This window comes from Syntrophomonas palmitatica JCM 14374 (assembly GCF_001311885.1).
Lineage (GTDB): Bacteria > Bacillota > Syntrophomonadia > Syntrophomonadales > Syntrophomonadaceae > Syntrophomonas_A > Syntrophomonas_A palmitatica.
This window is the reverse complement of sequence record NZ_BBCE01000002.1, coordinates 151,153-169,775: the sequence shown is the minus strand read 5'-3', so window position 1 is coordinate 169,775 and position 18,623 is coordinate 151,153. Positions and strand designations below refer to the sequence as shown.

The window sequence follows — 18,623 nt, the reverse complement described above, 5'->3', positions numbered from 1 at the left end:
TTGGCAGTACGGAAGGATGGTTGGAAATGGACGTATTATTAACTTTATTGCCGATTATCGCAGTGTTATTACTGCTTATCCTGCCAAAATGCCGGCCGATTTGAGTGGTTTAACCGGATGGTTATTAGTGACCGCTATCAGTTTTTTCTTTTTCCACACGTCGCTTAAGGTTTCCCTTACTGCCAGTTTGGCAGGCATTATTGCCTCTTTTCCCGTTTCCTTAATGGTGGCGGCGTCCATTTTGCAGATTACGTTTTTAGAATCTACCGGAGCTTTAAAACGTATAGTTGTTTTTGTCAAAACCCTGGCCAGCAGCAACCATGCCGTGCAGATAATGATTATTAATATGGGCATCGGCACTCTGCTGGTTTCAGTAGGCGCCACCCCGGTTTCCATTCTTCCTCCCATTATGCTGGCTCTGGGTTACTCGGCTTTTGTAGCCGTGGCCCTTCCCGCTTTAGGTTTTGATTCACTCTGCACCTACGCCCTTCTCGGCGCTCCCCTGGTGGTTTTCTCAGACATGACCGGAACTCCGTTAAATACTTCTGCCCTGGTTTTCTCTCAATTCATGCCGGTAATATCAACCATGATAGGGTTTGGTATGCTCTACATAGTAGGAGGCTTTGCCAAAATTAAAGAAGGTTTCGTACCCTGCTTACTCGCCGGCCTCACCATGGGAATGACAGCCATCGGTGTAGCTCATGCAGGGCGGGGAATTGTATTGACAGGGGTAATCGGCGGACTGGCAACTATTATAATGATGCTCCTCTTCCTCAAACTAAAGAGCGAAAACATTATCGACCGTGGCGGTCTTACTGCTGATGACATAAAAACAGAGCAGTCCATGTCGCTTTGGAAAGCGCTCGGTCCCTGGCTGATACTGATAATAAGCTGTTTGATTATAAACTTTTGGCCCCCGCTTTACAATTATCTTTTCAAGGATCTGGCCATGTCTTTGCAGATTATTCCTGGCGGCAAGCCTATAAATACTCGCATGCTTTGGAATGCTTATGCCTGGGTTTTAATCAGCACCTTTTTAGCCGTGCCATTCATGAAACCAAGTTCGGCTCAATGGAAAGAAATCGGCCGCAAATGGCTGGCCCGCGCGCCCCGGCCTACCTTTTCCGCCGCCATATTCTTCGCTATTGCCTATGTCATGATGTATTCTGGTTTTGCCCCTCAAGATGGTATTTGGGCCTTATCCATACCCGATTACAATATGATTCAGATTCTGGCCGCAGTTCAGCCGCCTTCTTCAAAGATCTCTATCCGATGGTTGCGGCTTTTCTGGGACTCCTGGGCGGTTTCGTCAGTGGCAGTGAGGCTTCAACCATCGCTCTGTTTACCAAATACAACCTGCTCACATCAAACCTGCTGCATGTGAATGGACTGGTAGTAACAGCGGGAACGGCTATAGCGGGGGGATTGGCCAGTGTCATATCCCCGGCCAAATTACAGAACGCCGCGGCGACAATTGACAGCCTGGGTATAGAATCGGAAGTAATCAAAATGGCGGTGGTAATAGCAGCCATCTTCACGTTGGTAGCGGCTTTGCTGACATTTATTTGGGCCTAATCAGAAAATGATATGTATGGAGACGCACTTTATCCAAATTGCGCCTATTCTAGGAAAAAACAACCCGAGATTATTTGAATTAAATCTCGGGTTGCTTGTTTTATGGCTATAGGGAAAAAAGGTTCAGCGTTGCGGTCGGGAGCGATCTGGTTAAACCGATACAGCCAAAGAAAACCCGATTATTCCTTAATACCGAAGATTAATACACTAAAACAGGGGCGGCCAATAGACACCAATAGTTGGATTTGTTAGGATTTGAACTAAGAAAAATAATTGCGAGGTTGAAATATGGACGATATAATCCGGCAGATTCGCAGCGAACTGCAAACCAACGCCGATGAAGAAAAGAAGGTTGGGGCAGAGAACTATTTCAAGGAAGCTATTTGTGTTTATGGTGTCAGTACTGCTCTGGTCACCAAGATCGGCAAGGCCTACTACAAAAAGATAAAATCTCTGAGCAAAGGCGAAGTTTTTCAGCTTTGTGAAGAACTATGGAAATCAGGTTATATGGAAGAAGCCTTTATTGCATGCAACTGGTCTTACTACCGGCACTTGGAGTATACACCTGAGGATTTCGCAGTGTTCGAGCGCTGGGTGGAGAATTATGTCAGCAACTGGGCCACCTGTGACACCTTGTGCAATCACACCGTAGGTGATTTTCTTCAAATGTACCCCGATTATCTGCCCGAGCTGATACTATGGGCCAGGTCAGATAATCGTTGGATGCGCCGCGCCGCTGCCGTATCGCTTATCGTACCGGCCAAACAGGGTAAGTTTCTGGATGAGGTCATGGGTATAGCTGATATGCTTTTGACCGATGGTGATGACCTGGTGCGCAAGGGTTATGGCTGGATGCTCAAAGAGGCCAGTCGTTGTCACCAGACCGAGATTTTTGATTATATAATGAAAAACAAGCAGATCATGCCTCGGACCTCCTTGCGCTATGCAATTGAAAAGATGCCGAAGGAATTGAAAGCTCAGGCGATGGCCAAATAGGTTAAAGACGTTAAATACGAAAAATATATTGGGTATTTAAATGGTTGCCATAAGCTCTGCCCGTTTCAGGCCAGGGCTTTTTATTTTATCGTTTTCTAGCTAATAAAAATCGATTGACATTCTGTACAAAGGTACTAAAATAGTACAAAAGTACATACCTACCGGTCGGTATGGTTCGAGGAGGGGAAAATGGAAAACAAAAGCACCAAGGAAAAGATCCTGCTGACCGCGTTTAAGGCTTTTTTAAGGGCCGGGTATCGGGACGTTTCTATTAATGAAATCGTACGGGAACTGGGTATAACCAAGGGGGCCTTTTATTACTATTTCAGGAGCAAGGACGCCCTGTTTATTGAAATCATCGAGGCCTACTGTTTTAATTTCCTGTACGAGTTTGCCGCGGTAATATCCTCACAGCAGATTGAGATCAGGGACAAGATACAGGCCGCGGCCGCTCTTATCTTGAACAAGCTGGATTTTAATCAGCAGGAAGGGATAGAATACGGTTCCTTCTTGTTGTTGATGTATGATTCCATGAAGCGCATGGACTACTTGAAAGACCGGGTAATCAAGCTGTACCAGAACCTCTATGAACTGGTTTTGGCCAATTTTGCACAGGCCCAGGAGCAAGGTATTATAAAACCTGATTTGGACCCCGAAGCCCTGACCCTGACCCTGATAACTATGATTGAAGGAATATTTTTTATGTCGGAGATATTTGATACTGAACTGTTGAAAACCAAGGCCGAGGCCATTATAAACAACTTCTGGCTGCAGATGGCCAGTTAGTCAGCAGGTCAACCAACAGGCTTTAATTCATTTGGGGAGAATGCGACGTTTAAGGAGGGGATATTTATTATGTTTGACGGAGCTAAAAAAGTAGTAGGAGACAAGTTTGTGGGTCAGCTCAGCCATTACCTCAGTCATAACCCGGAACGCAATATTGTAAAGGTTACCAATATGCTCTATAAACTGGCTATAACCGATGAACATAAAAGGCAGATCAATGACGTACAAAGGCTGCTCGTGGACCCTGATTCCAACTGGCGCGAGCTGTATCTCAGCACCATGACCGGAGTTGATCCCAGGGTACGCAACCGGCTGATGGTAAACTTCCTGGTGCATTCGGCCTTGTTGGGTTTGCCGCAGCAGCGCGAACTGGAAGCCAAACTGGGTCACGGAGTTCCCTGGGCCATACTCATTGACCCGACCGATCGCTGCAATCTCCGCTGCAAGGGTTGCTGGGCCGGTGAGTATACCCATAAAAATGACTTGGATTATGCCTTACTGGACCGAATTATAATTGAAGGTGAGGAACTGCATATTCACTTTTATGTATTGTCCGGCGGCGAGCCCCTGGTGCGCCGAGATGATATCGTCAGGCTGGCCAGGAAACATCACGACTCGGTATTCCATATCTTTACCAACGGAACCCTGATCGATGAACCATTCGCCGCTAAATGTGTGGAAGCCGGCAATATCACCTTTGCCATAAGTGTGGACGGCTTCGAGGAATCCACCGATAGCCGCCGCGGCCAGGGGGTCTTCCAGAAGGTAATGCACTCGGTGGATATACTCAGGCAGTATGGCCTATTTTATGGTTTTTCAACTACCTACCACCGCAACAATGTGGAGGAGGTCTGCTCCGAGGCCTACATCGATATGCTGATCGAAAAAGGTTTCCGCTTTGGCTGGTATTTTACCTACATCCCGATTGGTGCCGATTCCGACCTGGACTTTATGCTACCCCCGCCCAGCGGGCCTACGCCTATGAGAGAATCCATGAGATGCGGCAAACCAAGCCAATCTTTATTGCTGACTTCTGGAACGACGGGGAGGCTACTGACGGCTGTATCGCCGGCGGCCGGCGTTACTTCCATATCAATGCTGCGGGAGAGGTGGAGCCATGTGCGTTTATCCACTATGCCAACGGCAATATCCATGAAATGAGTGTGCGTGAGGCCTTAAAAACTCCGTTGTTCAGGGCCTATCAACGTAAATACCCCTTTAACAAGAACATGCTGCGCCCCTGTCCCTTTATCGACAACCCACAGGCGCTGGCGGAATGCGTAAACGAGAGTTGTGCTCATTGCACCCAACAAGACAACATGGATGTTAACGTGATGGCCAAAAAACTGGAGGCCTATGCCCTGGAATGGGGACAAACCGCCGAGGAATTGCGGGTCAAACACTTGCATTAAACCGGTAACAACTGTGATGATAGACCCAACCGGGGGTAAAGAACACCCCCCGGTTGGACATCAGGCCGGTTGGTTTTTAAATGCTCAGTAGGGGCTGGCCCCACATTCCTTGCATGATTGCCTGGGAACGTTAAGGGGTTTTTCTTTCAGTAGGGTCCGGGCCAAGGCCAAACACTGGTCGACCGCTTCCTTGGACCCTTCAACCGCCAGCATCACTGAATAGGCTGTAGACTAATCTTATTAAACCATGTTTCTCCAAAATGAACTTCGTGTATATCGGTGTTCAATGTGTTTTTATCTGTGGCTAATATTCTTTTTATCGGACTTAATTTCTCATATTGAGTTCCGCCGCCAGGGCTTCGAAAGCAGGCTGGGAATTTTTGATGGTATCGAAACTGACACAATAAGCAATACGGAAATATCCAGGACAGCCAAATCCTTTGCCCGGCACCAGCAACAGATTATACTTTAAAGCCCGCCGTACAAATTCCACATCGTCAGCCAGGGGTGAACGCGGAAAGAGATAGAAGGCTCCGTCCGGTTTGGTACATTTAAATCCCAGTCCTGCCAGCATATCATAGAAGTAATCGCGCCGCCTTTTGTATTCTTCCACTGGCGGTACTTCATCAAGCGACATAGAAACCAGTTTCATAAATAATGACGGAGCATTAACAAAACCCAGGGTACGGTTGGCAAACACCAGACCGTTAATAAACATATCCACTTCATTTATGGCCGGGCTGACGGCAATATACCCGATACGTTCCCCAGGCAGGGCCAGGGACTTGCTGAACGAATTAACCGCCACCGAGTTTTTAAATACTTTTAACACCGATGTAACCTTAACGTCATCATAAACCAGTTTGCTGTAAGGTTCATCGGAAATAACCAGTATTTCCGTCCCAAACTCTTTTTCTTTCTTTTCCAGTAAAATAGACAAGGCTTGCAGGGTTTCCTGGCTGTAGACTACGCCGGTAGGGTTATTTGGCGAATTCAGGATTATCCCGCGGCAGCGCGGACCAATCGCGGAATCCAAAGTCTCCAGATCGGGTTCAAAACCTGTGGTCGTTGGCGCCACTACGCTCTTTCCGCCATGGTTGTCTATATAAAAAAGGTACTCCACAAAGAAGGGTGATAGTACTATGATTTCATCACCTGGATTTAGAATGGCCTTTAAGACCACATTCAATCCCCCGGCGGCTCCGCATGTCATAACAATATGTTCCGGCCCCAACGGTAAGCCGCAATCTTCTGCAACCGCGGCGGCAATCCGCGCGCGCGCTTCCACATCTCCAGCATTGGGGGTATAACGATGCAGGCCCGGTGTTTCTCCAGAGACCAATTCCCGCAAAAGATGCTGTACCCTGGGCGCCGGTTCATAATCGGGATTGCCCAGACTGAAATCATATACCTTATCAGTACCGTGAATCTGCCGCAATCTCTCGCCTTCTTCAAACATAGCCCTGATCCAGGAGGAATTTCCCAGGTCGTTGCGTATTTTTTCCGCTATCATTTCTATTCCCCTTTTCTATAAAATAGCCACAAATTAACACTGATTATCACAGATTAGGAAAGGTCCCTTGAGCCTATATTGTACTTAGTCATTTTGGTTTTACTATCTTGTGAATAGCAGCTAAGACCCGCCGCATCTGTTCCGGGGTGCCTATGCTGATGCGCACGTATTCGTCCAGGCGCCGGTCGTTAAAATAACGCACCAAGATATTCTGCTCCAGCAGCCGGGTATATATATCCCTGGCCGCTACCAGTGAATGTCTGGCCAAAATATAGTTGCCCGCTGAAGGAATCACATTAAAATCCAATTCCTTGAGTTCATGGCTCAGCCAATCCCTGGTCTTTGCTATTTCGCGGGCATTGTTTTGGACGTATTTGTAATCCTCCAAAGCCGCCACAGCCGCCACCTGGTTTAGATAAGCAATATTGTACGAATCCTTGGTTTTGTCCAGGGCTTCGATAAGCTCGGGATGACCAAAGGCATAACCTACTCTGATTCCGCATAGTGAAGAGGACTTGGAAAAGGTCCGCATCACGATAAGGTTATCATAACGATCCACCAGGCGGTAAGCGCTGCTGCCTTCAGGGGCGAAGTCTATATAGGTTTCGTCCAGCGCAAGCAGCCCCGGGTATTCCCGCAAAAAACCTTCTATTTTGTCCAGGGGCAACAGAATACCGGTCTGGGCGTTGGGGTTGGCCAGGAAACATAGTTTGGCGGAACGATTAAGATATTCGTCAAGCTCTATTTCAAAATCATCACTGGTATCAATAAATTCATACGGGACTTCGTGAATCTCAGCGGCGGTTTTATACAGCGTATAAGTGGGATAGGGCATTATTACCTTATCGCTGCGTTCGGCAAACGTTCTGAATATTAAAGATATTATTTCGTCGCAGCCGTTGCCGCAAAATATTTGTTCTTCTTTCATCCCGTAAAATTCCGCCAGTTTGCGTCTTAAAGCCGCGCTGCGCGAATTGGGATAAAGGCGCAGGTTTTCATGCAAATGATCTCTCATCGCCTGCAGTACGTATGAAGATGGAGGATAAGCATTTTCATTGGAATTCAGTTTTAAAATCGGTTCCCCAGCCTCGGGCTGGTATCCTGGCACATAAGGCGCCAGGTTTTTTACGTTTTCCTTACAGAATCTATCTCCAGGACCCATTGGTTAACCTCCGTATCAGAAATAAGCGCTGCACGCTATTTAAACGCAGGCTTATCTAGAATCATAACCCTTTCGCAGTCGACAGACAAGCCGTTCCCCATTTATTCTGCCATTATTACCCGGTTTCTGCCTTCATTTTTCGCCTGATACATGGCCCGGTCCGCACGATTTATACATTCAGTCAGGGAATCGATGCTCTGCGGGATCTGCCAGCTTATGCCCAAACTGGCGGTAAGGTATGGCCCTATGAATGAACGGCTATGTTGTAAACACAAAGACTCTATTCCCGACCTGATTTTATCGGCCAGCCGCAGGGCGTCATTTTTATCAATATCCACAGCCACAAACACAAATTCTTCCCCGCCATAGCGGGCCACCAGGTCTTGTTCACCCCGGCGGAATTCATTTATGACACGGGCCACCTGCCGCAAACAATAATCACCTTCCAAATGCCCGTAGGAATCGTTGTAAAGTTTAAAAAGATCGATATCAATCATTATTATGGCCACAGGTATATGGCCTATCACAGCCTTATCCCACTTATCCCGCAGGACTTCGTCCAGTCTGCGCCGGTTGGGAATACCTGTCAAGGCGTCCAGTGAAGAAATAGCGGCAAGCTGCTGGTTAGCTGCTTCCAAATCCAGTTGTATTTGTTCACGAGAAGCAATTTCTTTTAATAGGTCTTCATTAATTTGTATCAACTCTTGTGATTTTCCCTTGATTGTTTTACGGTTTGTATAATTTTCCACAAAAGCTTGATAATTAGTTCGGGCAACCAGCAGGATAATACTATAAAAATGGTGGCGTTGGTATAATGCCCGACTAAAACATCACGCGAAGGCTGAAAAACAGGGAGGCCAATAAATAGGACCAGACCGGACAGGAAAAGCGGAATCATGATACGTTTGGGATTTACGTAAAACATAAAAGAACCGGCCAGAAGGTTGATAAGAAATGCGGCAATATTGCCGTACAAATCCTGGTCAATAAGAGAAATAACCGCACCCCAGGTCATTAGGAAACACAGGTAAATTATTATTGCCAAATCAAGCATTTTAATCTCTGGCAAACCATGATCCAGTTTGTGACGCAAACGGGAAAAAAATATCCAGGTGAGGCCGGTGATGATAATCATCAGTAAATACATAAAAGCATACCAGCTATATTTAAAACTGGCGCTTACCTGACTGTATACTAACAGTAGGATTAATAAAACCGACTCAATCCCTATGATAACCGCAGCGAAAGGTTGAAAACGCTGCAGGTTAGCCTGGGCTGTTTCGAATAACATTTCCTGTTGGATTGCGATGTCTATGTAAAATCTGTTGGCCTGCAAATCCAAACTCCCCATGATAAATATTTGGCGCGTCAACGCAAGCAAACCTTGCGTTAGTCGCGATTTATTTTATAGTATAACACAATGATTTCTCACGGACTATGGTTGGGCAATACTGAATAAGCTCCAGGGTTTTTAGAAACAAGGATAAATCAAACTTGACCTTCTTCAGTAAGAACCATAGAATATCTGTAACATAGAGGAGCTGAAGCCATCCGGCTGAGGTCAATAAAAGCAGCCGCTTATTGGGGAGGTGTTATTTTGCCTGAAGCTAATCTTAGCCTGCAGGTCATACCATTGGTGGCTGAAGAAAATGTATATGCGGTTGTAGATCAGGTAATTGATTTGATACAGAGTTCGGGACTGAATTATATGGTCGGTCCAATGGAAACCACTATAGAAGGAAACCTTGACGATCTGTTGGATCTGGTTAAACGGGCCCAGCTGATTTGTGTTGCGGCAGGCGCCAACCGGGTTCTTTCGATGGTAAAAATCGATTATAAGCCTGGCGGGGTGACAATGGACGAGAAAACCTATAAATACCGGAGCTAGATTATATATTTATTATTCAAGGCAGTTATCATATCCTGTATTCTAATCCTTCCACTCCGTCTATTTCTTTCTTAACCAGAACGAGGCGCCGTGTCTGCTTACATGCGGCAATTGACTCCAAAGCGGGTTCAATACTTGTTTTAACTCTTCATCCTCACTAATAAAAAAATTAGGCAGCAGTATTTCAAAACTATCCCCCTCCGCCAGTAAATGAACGGCTAATAGATATTGCTCGGAATAGTAGCGTTCCGCCCAACCAGGAGGATAATCGCAAGGCAAAAATATGTCATGAAAATGGAGCAAGACACCGGATGGCAAATCAGGCATTATGTCAAGAAACACGACACTTACATCGGAGTTCATAAAAACTCGATGTGAACCGTCGACAAATAATATATCCCCTGCTTGTAAAATTTTGAAAACATTAACATCAAGAGTCTCAAGCGGTTCTCTTATCACATTGTCACAAAGCGCATCAATTTCTGACCGTGGATGAGGATCAATGGACGTGATATTAGTATTCAAGCCACCGAAATCTATAGCGGCACGGGCAAATTTGGTGGTGTTGCCCGAACCTATCTCCACGTAACGGTGCGGGCTGCTGGTTAACAGGAACCCGCAAAGCGAAATTAAATCAAAGCCGGATATCCATTCGTTTTGCCACCGGGGGCCAGGGTCGCTTTCCGGCAGGTTTTGAGGTATTTTTATAAACAATTCACTATACTGCATAAATAAGGACATGTATTTTATATATACTTGGCGGCTGCGGTTTAGAATTTCATTTAACTTCTGGTGGCGAGGTTTCCCGTATCCATAGCGCGGCTGCGAACAAAAAGAATAATCCAGGTTAATAATATTAGACATACCTGTCACCGCCCGTATACCTTTTTCATCCATTCAACCGTCCGGGGAATCCCTTCTTTTAAAGACACTGAGGGTTGATAGTTGAGGTCCGTTATGGCCCGGGATATATCGGGAATTTTGATCCGGGTTGTGAATCTCTCTTCATCAACATATAAAACCTGTTTATCGGATTTGCCCAGGTACTGCAAAATCATATCGGAAACGCTTTTCATGTCATGCAGTTCAGAACCGGCGATATTATAAACCTTACCGGCCTTAAAATTGTCCGCAATATTAGCCAGGGCAACAGCGCAATCATCAGTATATACTGAAGTCCTTTTATGGTTAAGATACACCGTATAAGGCAGACCATAAACAGCCTTATAGCAAAAGATGGCAATGGCGCTGCGGTAGGGGGTATAGTATTCACCAGGTCCGTAAGTATTGAAAATCCTCACCCTGACGACCTGGTTGCCTGACATGGCTTCGGCATTCATAATCTGCAGTTCGTTGGCCCATTTTGATATGGCATAATCGTTCATCTGCCTGATTTCCTGCTTATCCATCACATCTTCCTGCATTACCGCATCATAGTCCCCGTATACTTCGGAACTGCTGGTAAAAACCATCTTAAAGCCGAATTCTTCCTGCAGACGCAACAGGTTTTTCGTGCCCACCGCGTTGCTCATCCATAGTTCTTCATAGTGATCCTCACCATTCCAGCGTCCAAATTCGGCCGCCAAGTGATAAACGTAATCAAAGCTGTGATGCCGAAAAATCTCATGCAAAGGTCTATATTTGGCCACATCACAGCGATAGTAATTTGTTTCGTGACTGTGTTTCAAGTCGCAAAGCCATACCTCATGGCCTCTTGCTTGGAGTTCTCTGACCAAACTGGAACCGACTACCCCTTTGCCGCCCGTAACCAAAATTTTCAAGAACCGCACCTCCGCTATTTATAGAGGGTATCCAATAAGAAAATTACGATTTTACTCTACTCATATTATGATTAAGGCCTTCCAATGGTGCCATTTGAGGAATATTTATTTCCACATGAACTACGAATGCGGAACACCCCTGATAAAAAATGAATAACCTGATAGTACCCTATATACTATGAAGGAGTTGAATCCATGTCCAGAATATGCGTGGTGGGACTTGGATATATCGGGCTTCCCACTGCTTCGCTTTTGGCTTTTTACGGGCATCGAGTAACCGGGGTAGATATTGATATAAATATTTTACAGCAGCTTGGCCAGGGCGCCATTCATATTGAGGAACCCAATCTAAACGAGGTTTTTCAGCAAGTTGTCAAAGAGAATAAGTTGGTTTTCAGGGCTGAGCCCAAAGCTGCTGATGTCTTTTTTATTGCCGTACCTACGCCAATTCTAAGCGACAAATCTTGTGATTTGACTTATGTTTTGCAGGCTGTAAACAGTATTATCCCTCATATTAAGACGGGAAATATCGTAATCCTTGAATCTACCGTTCCTCCGGGGACTTGTGAGGAAATTATCAAGCCCCTTTTGCAGTCTGCTGGTTACACCATTGGCCGGGATTTATACCTGGCGCATTGCCCGGAAAGGGTTCTGCCCGGCAGCATTGTAGAGGAATTAGTAGAGAACAACCGTATTGTCGGAGGCTGTACCCCCGCCTGTGCTCAAATAGCGGCTGATATATTCCGCAGCTTTGTTAAGGGAGAAATACTGTTAACCGACAGCAAAACGGCAGAAATGACTAAATTAATAGAAAACACCTATCGTGATCTTAATATTGCTCTCGCAAACGAACTTGTACTGCTATGCCACCGTCTGGGCATTAATCCGCTCAAAGCAATCGAATTGGCAAATAAGCACCCCCGGGTCAATATATTAAATCCCGGTCCGGGAGTCGGCGGGCACTGCCTGGCTGTAGATCCCTATTTTATTATTGAAAAGGCTCCTGAACTGGCACGGCTGATTAGTAGGGCGCGAATAGTTAATAATGAAATGCCGGAATATGTATACAACGCTGTGAAGCGGCTGCTGACGGGATTAAATCATCCTAAAATAGCGGTACTGGGTCTAAGTTATAAAGGCAATGTGGGTGATCTGCGCGAAAGCCCGGCTCTGAAAATAGTGACACTGCTGCGCGAGGCTGGTTATGCTTTGTCTCTTTATGAGCCGCATGCTGACAGCCTGATGTGGAAAACGATATTTATATGGTGGTAAAAGATGCGGATATGATTTTAATTTTAACCGATCATGATGAGTTCAAATCCCTGGATTATAATAAGCTTGCCAGTCACATGCGTACATCGTTGCTTTTTGACACCAGAAACATCCTGCCAACCAGCGCTTTCACTGATTCAAAACTCAAACTTATAAACCTGGGCAATCTGTTCGAACATTGCGCCCTGTAAAGATTACTCAATTAATGAATAGGCATTTTGTATTACGAGAACATAACCGTATGATATACCGCAGGTAACAGGCAATCAATCTGCGGCTTTTGAAACCTTTGGGAATTATTCCTTTGAGGCAACGATAAGTTTAGGAATTTTATCCCTTTCGGGATATTCGGGGCTGGCGAAGGCTAAAACCCGGTTATGGTATTCATGGCCGATTAAAACCAGCCCATAATTAGGTATGAGGTATTGCAGCCACCGTTGTGCCAACGGCGTTATATCCAGCATAATAAATCCCTGCCACATACTGGGGATAACAAACTGGCAATTTAAATCTTTCCTATAAGCTGCTTGATTGTTCCAGTTAATTGTATATTGGTTCCACGGTTCAGACAGCGGATACAGATTAAGGGCTATTGTACCAGAAGGTATTTCGTTTCTGTAAATAAATAACTGCAGGTATGTTTCCACGCCTTTGATTTCAGTTTTTTCCTCCCTGTAACTCAAGTCAAATTGCAGATAGGAGCGAAAAGAATCTCCGGGCTGCATAAACTGGCCAGCGTACAGAGCGGACGGGTCAACGGTGGTTAAATTAGTCTCAGGAGACCACTCTGAGGTACTGGCAAATTGAACCGATTCCAAGGAGTCGAATTTCATCCTGTCACCTCCTGTTGTTATGTTTTACTCGTTTTCGATACTGCCCCAATCACGTCCGATATTACGGACTACTTGATTTTCCCTGTCACGGTATAGACTTTGATTCAGCTTCATCTCCGGGCTTTGAACATAGTCGTCATCATGGCGGGATGGTAGAGATGAATAGTCTGAGCCTGGGTAAGACAGAGGCGGCAGCCGTTTTTGCTCAGGCGGGAAATAAGGTCATTATCATCATAGGCAAAACCGACAAAGTCCTCATCGTAACCGCCGATAGCAAAAAACTCCCGGCGTTTCACCGCCATGAGAAAAGGCAAGCTTGTGTTCAAAAGCGGGTAATTATGCAGATAATCTTCATAATCAAAATCTCCGCCGTTGCTCTCCACATAATCCAAAAAGGATGCATCCTGATCATCCATACCTATAGAAGTCGCCAAAAATTTAGGATCAATAACTACAGGTTTGCATAGATGTGCTATGGTTTCATTTAAATGAAACATCTCTGCGCAGGAAATAATAAGTACATCTCCGCTGGAAAGTTTAGCCCCGATATTTAAAGCGAAACCCGGCACCCTGTATTTCATTTCACCCTGCCGGTTCCTTTGACCGGTAAAAACGTATTTTATATTTAATCTCTTCTGATATACAGCGCATAATGTTTCCGTCTCATCAGCAATCCCGTCATTTAATACGATAATTTCATAAGAAAAGGGAATTTCCTGCCGCGCTAATGAAAAGAGGTTCCATTTCAGCAGGTGGGGCCTTTGAAATGCGGTAATAAGCACAGATACCTTAAACAGAATCATCCTCCTTTTTTCAGGCTCATATGACCTTTTATTGATATATGTATGCCTGGCGCGAGGTTTTGTTGTCTGCCTGTGAGTTGCCGTTTATAAATGCATTATCTTCCAGTAACCAGCCGTTGCCAGACATCAATATACTGAATATAGAATTTATATCACGGGGTGATGGAATGCCTGTAATCGTGAATAATAGGTCATCCACCAGTATAGATTTGCGGAAAAATATAAGTATCGGAGGCCATGAAGCATTAAGCGGCCATAAATCAAAACGGCGCACAAGCATTAACCTTAAGAAAGGTCGCACCAAAGTTCCCAAGCTCCCTGGCGATGGTGTTTCTGTTATTACCTGTACCCATCGTCAGGTTTACCTGGATAGATTATTAGAAAATTACCTGCGTCAAATCTATCCTTTAAAAGAACTGATAATCGTGGTGAACAACGATAATATTGATATTGCAGACTGGCAGTATAAAGCGTCCCCTTATGCGGATATCAGGATTTTCAGGTTAGAAGGAAATACTTCTCTGGGCGAGTGTTATAATTTTGCGGTAGAACAAAGCCAGTATAATTATATCGCCAAGTTTGATGATGACGACTATTATGCCCCGCAATGTCTAGCCGATGCCATGCTGGCTTTTCTGGATTGCGATGCGGACATTATCGGTAAACTGTGTCGATACGTATATTTTGAAAGCAGCTCCACCCTGGCTCTGTGCGGAAGCGGTCTGGAACACATGCCAGCACAATATGTGGTCGGCGCTACCATGGTTTTTAAGAAGCACATTTTTAAACGGGTAAGATTTAGAAATATTACTGCCGGGGAAGACAGCGAGTTTCAAAATGACTGTTTGGCAAATGGTTATAAGATATTTTCTATAGATAAATATAACTACGTTACTATTCGCCACCCCGATACCGAGACCCACACCTTTAATTTTGACGATATGTCTTACCTGGCTCAATGCGAATTCGTGGCCAACACCAATAATTTCAAACCCTATATTACCCGAAACCGGGCCTTTTATATTTGATTGATAAACAGCCACAATTTTTATAGATTGTTTCAAAATGATATTGATTACAAATTTGTAACCTGACGCGGCTCAGGCAGCTGTCACAAATGAAAATAGTCGCTTGCCAAATTAATTAAAAATCTGTGGATATATCCTTATAAAATTAGTGATCAAATCTGGATTCAATCGTTCCCCTATACAAATTCTTTCATGGTCCGCACCGCGCAGAGTTCGCCGCACATGGTGCAGGTTTCTTCACTGGGGCTGCCTGATTCAGCCCGATAGCGGCTCGCCTTATCGGGATCAAGCGCGAGGGCAAACATCGTTTCCCAGTCCAATCTGCTTCTCGCCTCACTCATTTTATAGTCCCATTCCGCTGCTCCGGGAATCCCCTTGGCAATATCCGCAGCATGGGCAGCAATACGTGAAGCATTTATTCCTTCAGCCATATCTTCCAGGTTGGGCAGCCTCAAATGTTCAGCCGGCGTAACATAACATAGGAAATCAGCTCCATTATAAGCCGCTATAGCACCCCCGATGGCGCTGGTGATATGGTCATAACCAGGAGCGATGTCGGTAACCAGCGGACCCAGCACGTAAAATGGCGCTCCGTGGCACAATTTCTTCTGCAGAACCATATTTGCTGCTATCTCATTTATAGCCATGTGGCCAGGCCCCTCTATGATTACCTGCACATCCTTTTCCCAAGCGCGCAGAGTCAATTCGCCCAGACTTATAAGCTCCTCCACCTGAGCCGCATCGGTTGCGTCATGCAGACATCCCGGACGGCAGGCGTCTCCCAGGCTAAGGGTTACGTCATATTCCCGGCAGATCTCCAACAACTCATCAAAATGTTCATAAAAAGGGTTTTCAGCTCGATTTATGTTCATCCAGGCATAAAGCATAGAACCGCCTCGGGATACTATACTGGTCAGCCTCCGGTTTTTGTGAAGTCTTTCCACCGCGGCCAGGTTTAGACCGGCATGAATAGTCATAAAATCTACCCCGTCACGGGCATGAATCTCTACCAGGCGCAAAAAATCACCAGAGGCCAGGTCAAAGACAGGTTTTCCAAAAACGGCCATGGCATCGTAAATGGGCACCGTTCCTATCATCGCTCCCGAAATGGCTATCAGTCTTTGCCGGAAAGCACTGCTGTCGCCATAGGAACTGAGGTCCATAATGGCATCAGCTTGCATCTTAAGCGCCGTCTCAACCTTTAGCAATTCCATGGCCCAGTCGCAGCAATCCCGGGAGATACCCAGGTTTACATTGATTTTGGTTTTAAGGCCTGCTCCTATGCCACGGGCCTCCAAGGAGCGGTGATTGTGGTTAGCGGGAATGACAATCTGCCCTGCCGCCATTCTGCTGCACAAATCCCCGGGATCCATTTTCTCTTCTTTAGCAACCCTTTGCATTTCAGGGGTGATAATTGCTTTACTTGCTGCTTCGCGCTGCGTCTTGTAATTCATCGTTCTTCCCCTCCAAAAATACTTCGTCAAGTTTCCTGGTAATATCGTTAAAATCTTGATAGGGCTCAAAAGCAATCCCTTCGCTCCGGCAGTAATCCGCCAGGCTGTTCTTTGCAAAAACCATATCGCAGACCGAGACCGGGCAGGTGTCCGAATATCCGTCCCCAATATATATCCTGGTCCAACCGAGAGGTGTTTTTTCTTCTATTATTTGTTTTTTGCAAACCCCGCATTTATCGCATTCGCCGTTCTGGTGACGAGCGACAAAGCGCCATCCGTCCTCAAATTCCAGATGATTGGCGTAATAGGGTATGTTCAACCCGTACTTTCTAAAAACTAGATCAATATAGTTGTCATAACCATCACTCAAGATATATACAGGATGATTATTGGTTGCAGTCCAGGACGCAAAAGATTTAAAACCCGGATCAAGTTCAAACCTGCCGAAAAACGCATGCAGTTCTTCTGGTTTAACTTGCATAAGATTAAGGGTTTGCTGGGCGCATTCGCCCGTAGACAATTCGCCTTGTTCCCAAAGCTGGTTGAGTTCCTCCCAGCCTTTGCCGGCATATTGTTTAACCATGCTGGCGCAGATATCCTGGGAGACCACGGTGCCATCGAAGTCCACAAAGAATATCAGGTTTTTTCCCATAAATTCCTTAACCTCCGTGCGGCGGCCTCTATGTCATTCTGGCCCATTAGAGCGGAGACTACCGCTGCTCCATCAGCTCCGGCCGATTTTATCCCGGCCAGGTTATCTTCGTTTATTCCGCCTATAGCTATGACGGGCAATGCGCATTCCTGTTTCAATACTTGAATGAACTCAGGACCTGTGGCTTCCCCGGCATCAGCTTTGGTGACGGTTAAAAAAACCGGTCCCGCGCCCAGGTAGCTGGCCCCTTCCTTTTCAGCCCGGCGGGCTTGTTCCAGGTTGCCCACAGAAATCCCCACGATAAAATCTGGTCCGGTAATTTTGCGCACGGCTGACAAAGGCAGGTCTTCCTGCCCTATATGAAGACCGTCTGCTTCTATAGCCAGGGCTATATCCAATCGGTCATTGATAATTAATGGGACACGGCGAGCAGCAAGTTCTTTTTTTAAAGCCAGGGCCAATTCGTAAAAATCACGGCTGCCGGCCTCTTTTTCCCGCAGCTGCACCAGGCTTACCCCGCCATTGACCGCTTTTTTTACTTCCTGTATTAAATCGCGGCCTTCCAGCAATCCGCGGTCGGTAACCAGATAAAGTGAATAATCGAGGTCTACCATTCAACCCGCCCCTCCTTTACCAGGTCCTGCCCCCGCAACTTATAAAGCTGATCAAAGACCAGGGTCCTAAAAGTGCCGGGGTTCATACCAGCCAGGCGGGCAGCCCTTTCACCGGCTATATTAAAGGCTGTCAGCCCGCTGACGCTGGCAGCCCATGCCTCACCGGGAGCAACCGCCAGGCAGGCGGCCATAACTCCTCCGGCCATACAGCCCGCGCCGGTAATTTCTTGATAAAGCGGAGTCCCATTAGCAAGCAAAGCCGCCCTTCCGGCTGCCGCCACTACATCTCTTTCACCAGTGGCTGTCACCACCAGGCCATGAGTAGCGGCAAGCTTTGCACACGCTTCTTCGGTCCCTTCACCCTTATCGATAGAATCCACCCCGCGGGCCTGACTTTCCATCCCGGCCAGGCTTTTGATCTCCGCCCCGTTACCCTTAATAACACCTATGCTGCCTATGGAAAGAAGTCGATATGTGACCTCCTTTTTTCGAGCAATTACTCCACAGGCTACAGGATCAATCAGGACTGGTTTTTGGGTTTCCCGGGCCACCACGGCTGCGTCTATCATTGCCGCCTTCTTTTCCGAAGTCAGGGTCCCCAGGTTAAAATAGAGCGAACCGGCCAAGCGTGCAAAATCAGGAGCTTCCTCAGGGTGGTCGCACATGGCCGGCGAGGCACCGGCCGCCAAAATTATGTTGGCCACGTCATTCATGGTTACATAGTTGGTCATGCAATGCACCAGAGGCTTTTTATTTCGCACTTCATCCCAAATCTCGGCACACCGTTTTAACATCCCTATCCCCTCCCAAATCTAATTCACAGATTTTCAACTGTGGGGTAAGACAGAGTCGCT

Annotated in this window: 22 protein-coding genes; 10 read left to right on the top strand and 12 right to left on the bottom strand. The window is 46.2% G+C overall.

Going from position 1 to position 18,623, the window contains the following annotated elements:
* Positions 1–16: 16 nt before the first annotated feature.
* From JCM14374_RS02170 to JCM14374_RS14300, 6 genes are all read left to right on the top strand, one after another.
* Positions 17–1,384 carry an L-lactate permease gene (locus tag JCM14374_RS02170; protein ID WP_369397269.1) on the top strand — a complete coding sequence of 456 codons (1,368 nt, stop codon included), beginning with the start codon at positions 17–19 and terminating at the stop codon, positions 1,382–1,384.
* Positions 1,273–1,575: an L-lactate permease gene (locus tag JCM14374_RS15550; protein ID WP_369397268.1), complete on the top strand. Its 303-nt coding sequence runs from the start codon at positions 1,273–1,275 to the stop codon at positions 1,573–1,575. The genes JCM14374_RS02170 and JCM14374_RS15550 overlap by 112 nt, the downstream gene beginning before the upstream one ends.
* Positions 1,576–1,863: 288 nt before the next feature.
* A complete protein-coding gene (locus JCM14374_RS02165; protein WP_054692883.1) occupies positions 1,864–2,571 on the top strand; it encodes a DNA alkylation repair protein in 708 nt (235 codons plus the stop codon).
* 189 nt (positions 2,572–2,760) lie between these two features.
* A complete protein-coding gene (locus JCM14374_RS02160; protein WP_054692879.1) occupies positions 2,761–3,357 on the top strand; it encodes a TetR/AcrR family transcriptional regulator in 597 nt (198 codons plus the stop codon).
* Positions 3,358–3,426: 69 nt separating this feature from the next.
* Entirely contained in the window at positions 3,427–4,518 is a 1,092-nt protein-coding gene (locus JCM14374_RS02155; protein WP_242848780.1) for a radical SAM protein, read from the top strand.
* Positions 4,467–4,769, top strand: coding sequence for an SPASM domain-containing protein (locus JCM14374_RS14300; RefSeq protein ID WP_242848779.1), 303 nt, complete (start codon positions 4,467–4,469; stop codon positions 4,767–4,769). Before JCM14374_RS02155 ends, JCM14374_RS14300 begins: the two co-directional genes overlap by 52 nt.
* 325 nt (positions 4,770–5,094) lie before the next feature.
* On the opposite strand, the gene JCM14374_RS02150 is transcribed toward JCM14374_RS14300, so the two are convergent.
* The 4 genes from JCM14374_RS02150 to JCM14374_RS02135 all read right to left on the bottom strand — a co-directional run bounded on the left by JCM14374_RS02150 (position 5,095) and on the right by JCM14374_RS02135 (position 8,780).
* The gene (locus JCM14374_RS02150) at positions 5,095–6,282 is read right to left on the bottom strand and encodes a pyridoxal phosphate-dependent aminotransferase (protein ID WP_054692876.1); all 1,188 of its coding nucleotides are present in this window, start codon (positions 6,280–6,282) and stop codon (positions 5,095–5,097) included.
* Between the two features lie 88 nt (positions 6,283–6,370).
* Positions 6,371–7,444 carry a histidinol-phosphate transaminase gene (gene hisC, locus JCM14374_RS02145; protein ID WP_054692873.1) on the bottom strand — a complete coding sequence of 358 codons (1,074 nt, stop codon included), beginning with the start codon at positions 7,442–7,444 and terminating at the stop codon, positions 6,371–6,373.
* Between the two features lie 101 nt (positions 7,445–7,545).
* Positions 7,546–8,193, bottom strand: a complete 648-nt coding sequence (locus JCM14374_RS02140; RefSeq protein WP_172674124.1) for a GGDEF domain-containing protein — start codon at positions 8,191–8,193, stop codon at positions 7,546–7,548.
* Positions 8,142–8,780, bottom strand: coding sequence for a hypothetical protein (locus tag JCM14374_RS02135; RefSeq protein ID WP_054692866.1), 639 nt, complete (start codon positions 8,778–8,780; stop codon positions 8,142–8,144). Before JCM14374_RS02135 ends, JCM14374_RS02140 begins: the two co-directional genes overlap by 52 nt.
* 261 nt (positions 8,781–9,041) lie before the next feature.
* Here JCM14374_RS02135 and JCM14374_RS02130 point away from each other — a divergent pair, with 261 nt between their 5' ends.
* On the top strand, positions 9,042–9,332 hold the full coding sequence (locus JCM14374_RS02130) for a thiamine-binding protein (protein ID WP_054692863.1): 291 nt from the start codon (positions 9,042–9,044) through the stop codon (positions 9,330–9,332).
* 60 nt (positions 9,333–9,392) lie between these two features.
* On the opposite strand, the gene JCM14374_RS02125 is transcribed toward JCM14374_RS02130, so the two are convergent.
* Entirely contained in the window at positions 9,393–10,196 is an 804-nt protein-coding gene (locus JCM14374_RS02125; RefSeq protein ID WP_054692860.1) for a class I SAM-dependent methyltransferase, read from the bottom strand.
* Between the two features lie 5 nt (positions 10,197–10,201).
* Positions 10,202–11,113, bottom strand: coding sequence for an NAD-dependent epimerase/dehydratase family protein (locus tag JCM14374_RS02120; RefSeq protein ID WP_054692857.1), 912 nt, complete (start codon positions 11,111–11,113; stop codon positions 10,202–10,204).
* A 195-nt stretch (positions 11,114–11,308) separates the two neighbouring features.
* Between JCM14374_RS02120 and JCM14374_RS02115 the strand changes: the two genes are divergently transcribed.
* Positions 11,309–12,385 (top strand): nucleotide sugar dehydrogenase, encoded by a 1,077-nt coding sequence (locus JCM14374_RS02115; protein WP_278279213.1) that lies wholly within the window; start codon positions 11,309–11,311, stop codon positions 12,383–12,385.
* On the top strand, positions 12,358–12,576 hold the full coding sequence (locus JCM14374_RS15075) for a UDP binding domain-containing protein (protein ID WP_278279212.1): 219 nt from the start codon (positions 12,358–12,360) through the stop codon (positions 12,574–12,576). Before JCM14374_RS02115 ends, JCM14374_RS15075 begins: the two co-directional genes overlap by 28 nt.
* Positions 12,577–12,681: 105 nt before the next feature.
* Here JCM14374_RS15075 and JCM14374_RS02110 read toward each other — a convergent pair whose 3' ends face one another.
* Together JCM14374_RS02110 and JCM14374_RS02105 are read right to left on the bottom strand one after the other, a co-directional pair.
* On the bottom strand, positions 12,682–13,218 hold the full coding sequence (locus tag JCM14374_RS02110) for a DNRLRE domain-containing protein (protein WP_054692854.1): 537 nt from the start codon (positions 13,216–13,218) through the stop codon (positions 12,682–12,684).
* 110 nt (positions 13,219–13,328) lie between these two features.
* The gene (locus JCM14374_RS02105) at positions 13,329–14,021 is read right to left on the bottom strand and encodes a glycosyltransferase family 2 protein (protein WP_054692851.1); all 693 of its coding nucleotides are present in this window, start codon (positions 14,019–14,021) and stop codon (positions 13,329–13,331) included.
* Positions 14,022–14,098: 77 nt separating this feature from the next.
* On the opposite strand from JCM14374_RS02105, the gene JCM14374_RS02100 reads away from it, so the two are divergent.
* Positions 14,099–15,049, top strand: coding sequence for a glycosyltransferase family 2 protein (locus tag JCM14374_RS02100; RefSeq protein ID WP_172674123.1), 951 nt, complete (start codon positions 14,099–14,101; stop codon positions 15,047–15,049).
* Between the two features lie 176 nt (positions 15,050–15,225).
* On the opposite strand, the gene thiC is transcribed toward JCM14374_RS02100, so the two are convergent.
* The 4 genes from thiC to thiM are packed head-to-tail and all read right to left on the bottom strand — an operon-like array spanning position 15,226 to position 18,563.
* Positions 15,226–16,503 carry a phosphomethylpyrimidine synthase ThiC gene (thiC, locus tag JCM14374_RS02095; protein WP_054692845.1) on the bottom strand — a complete coding sequence of 426 codons (1,278 nt, stop codon included), beginning with the start codon at positions 16,501–16,503 and terminating at the stop codon, positions 15,226–15,228.
* Complete coding sequence (locus tag JCM14374_RS02090; RefSeq protein ID WP_054692842.1) at positions 16,469–17,155, bottom strand: MtnX-like HAD-IB family phosphatase; 687 nt, start codon at positions 17,153–17,155, stop codon at positions 16,469–16,471. The genes thiC and JCM14374_RS02090 overlap by 35 nt, the downstream gene beginning before the upstream one ends.
* Positions 17,140–17,769, bottom strand: a complete 630-nt coding sequence (thiE, locus tag JCM14374_RS02085) for a thiamine phosphate synthase (RefSeq protein ID WP_054692839.1) — start codon at positions 17,767–17,769, stop codon at positions 17,140–17,142. The genes JCM14374_RS02090 and thiE overlap by 16 nt, the downstream gene beginning before the upstream one ends.
* Positions 17,763–18,563: a hydroxyethylthiazole kinase gene (gene thiM / locus JCM14374_RS02080; RefSeq protein ID WP_054692836.1), complete on the bottom strand. Its 801-nt coding sequence runs from the start codon at positions 18,561–18,563 to the stop codon at positions 17,763–17,765. The genes thiE and thiM overlap by 7 nt, the downstream gene beginning before the upstream one ends.
* Positions 18,564–18,623 lie beyond the last annotated feature (60 nt).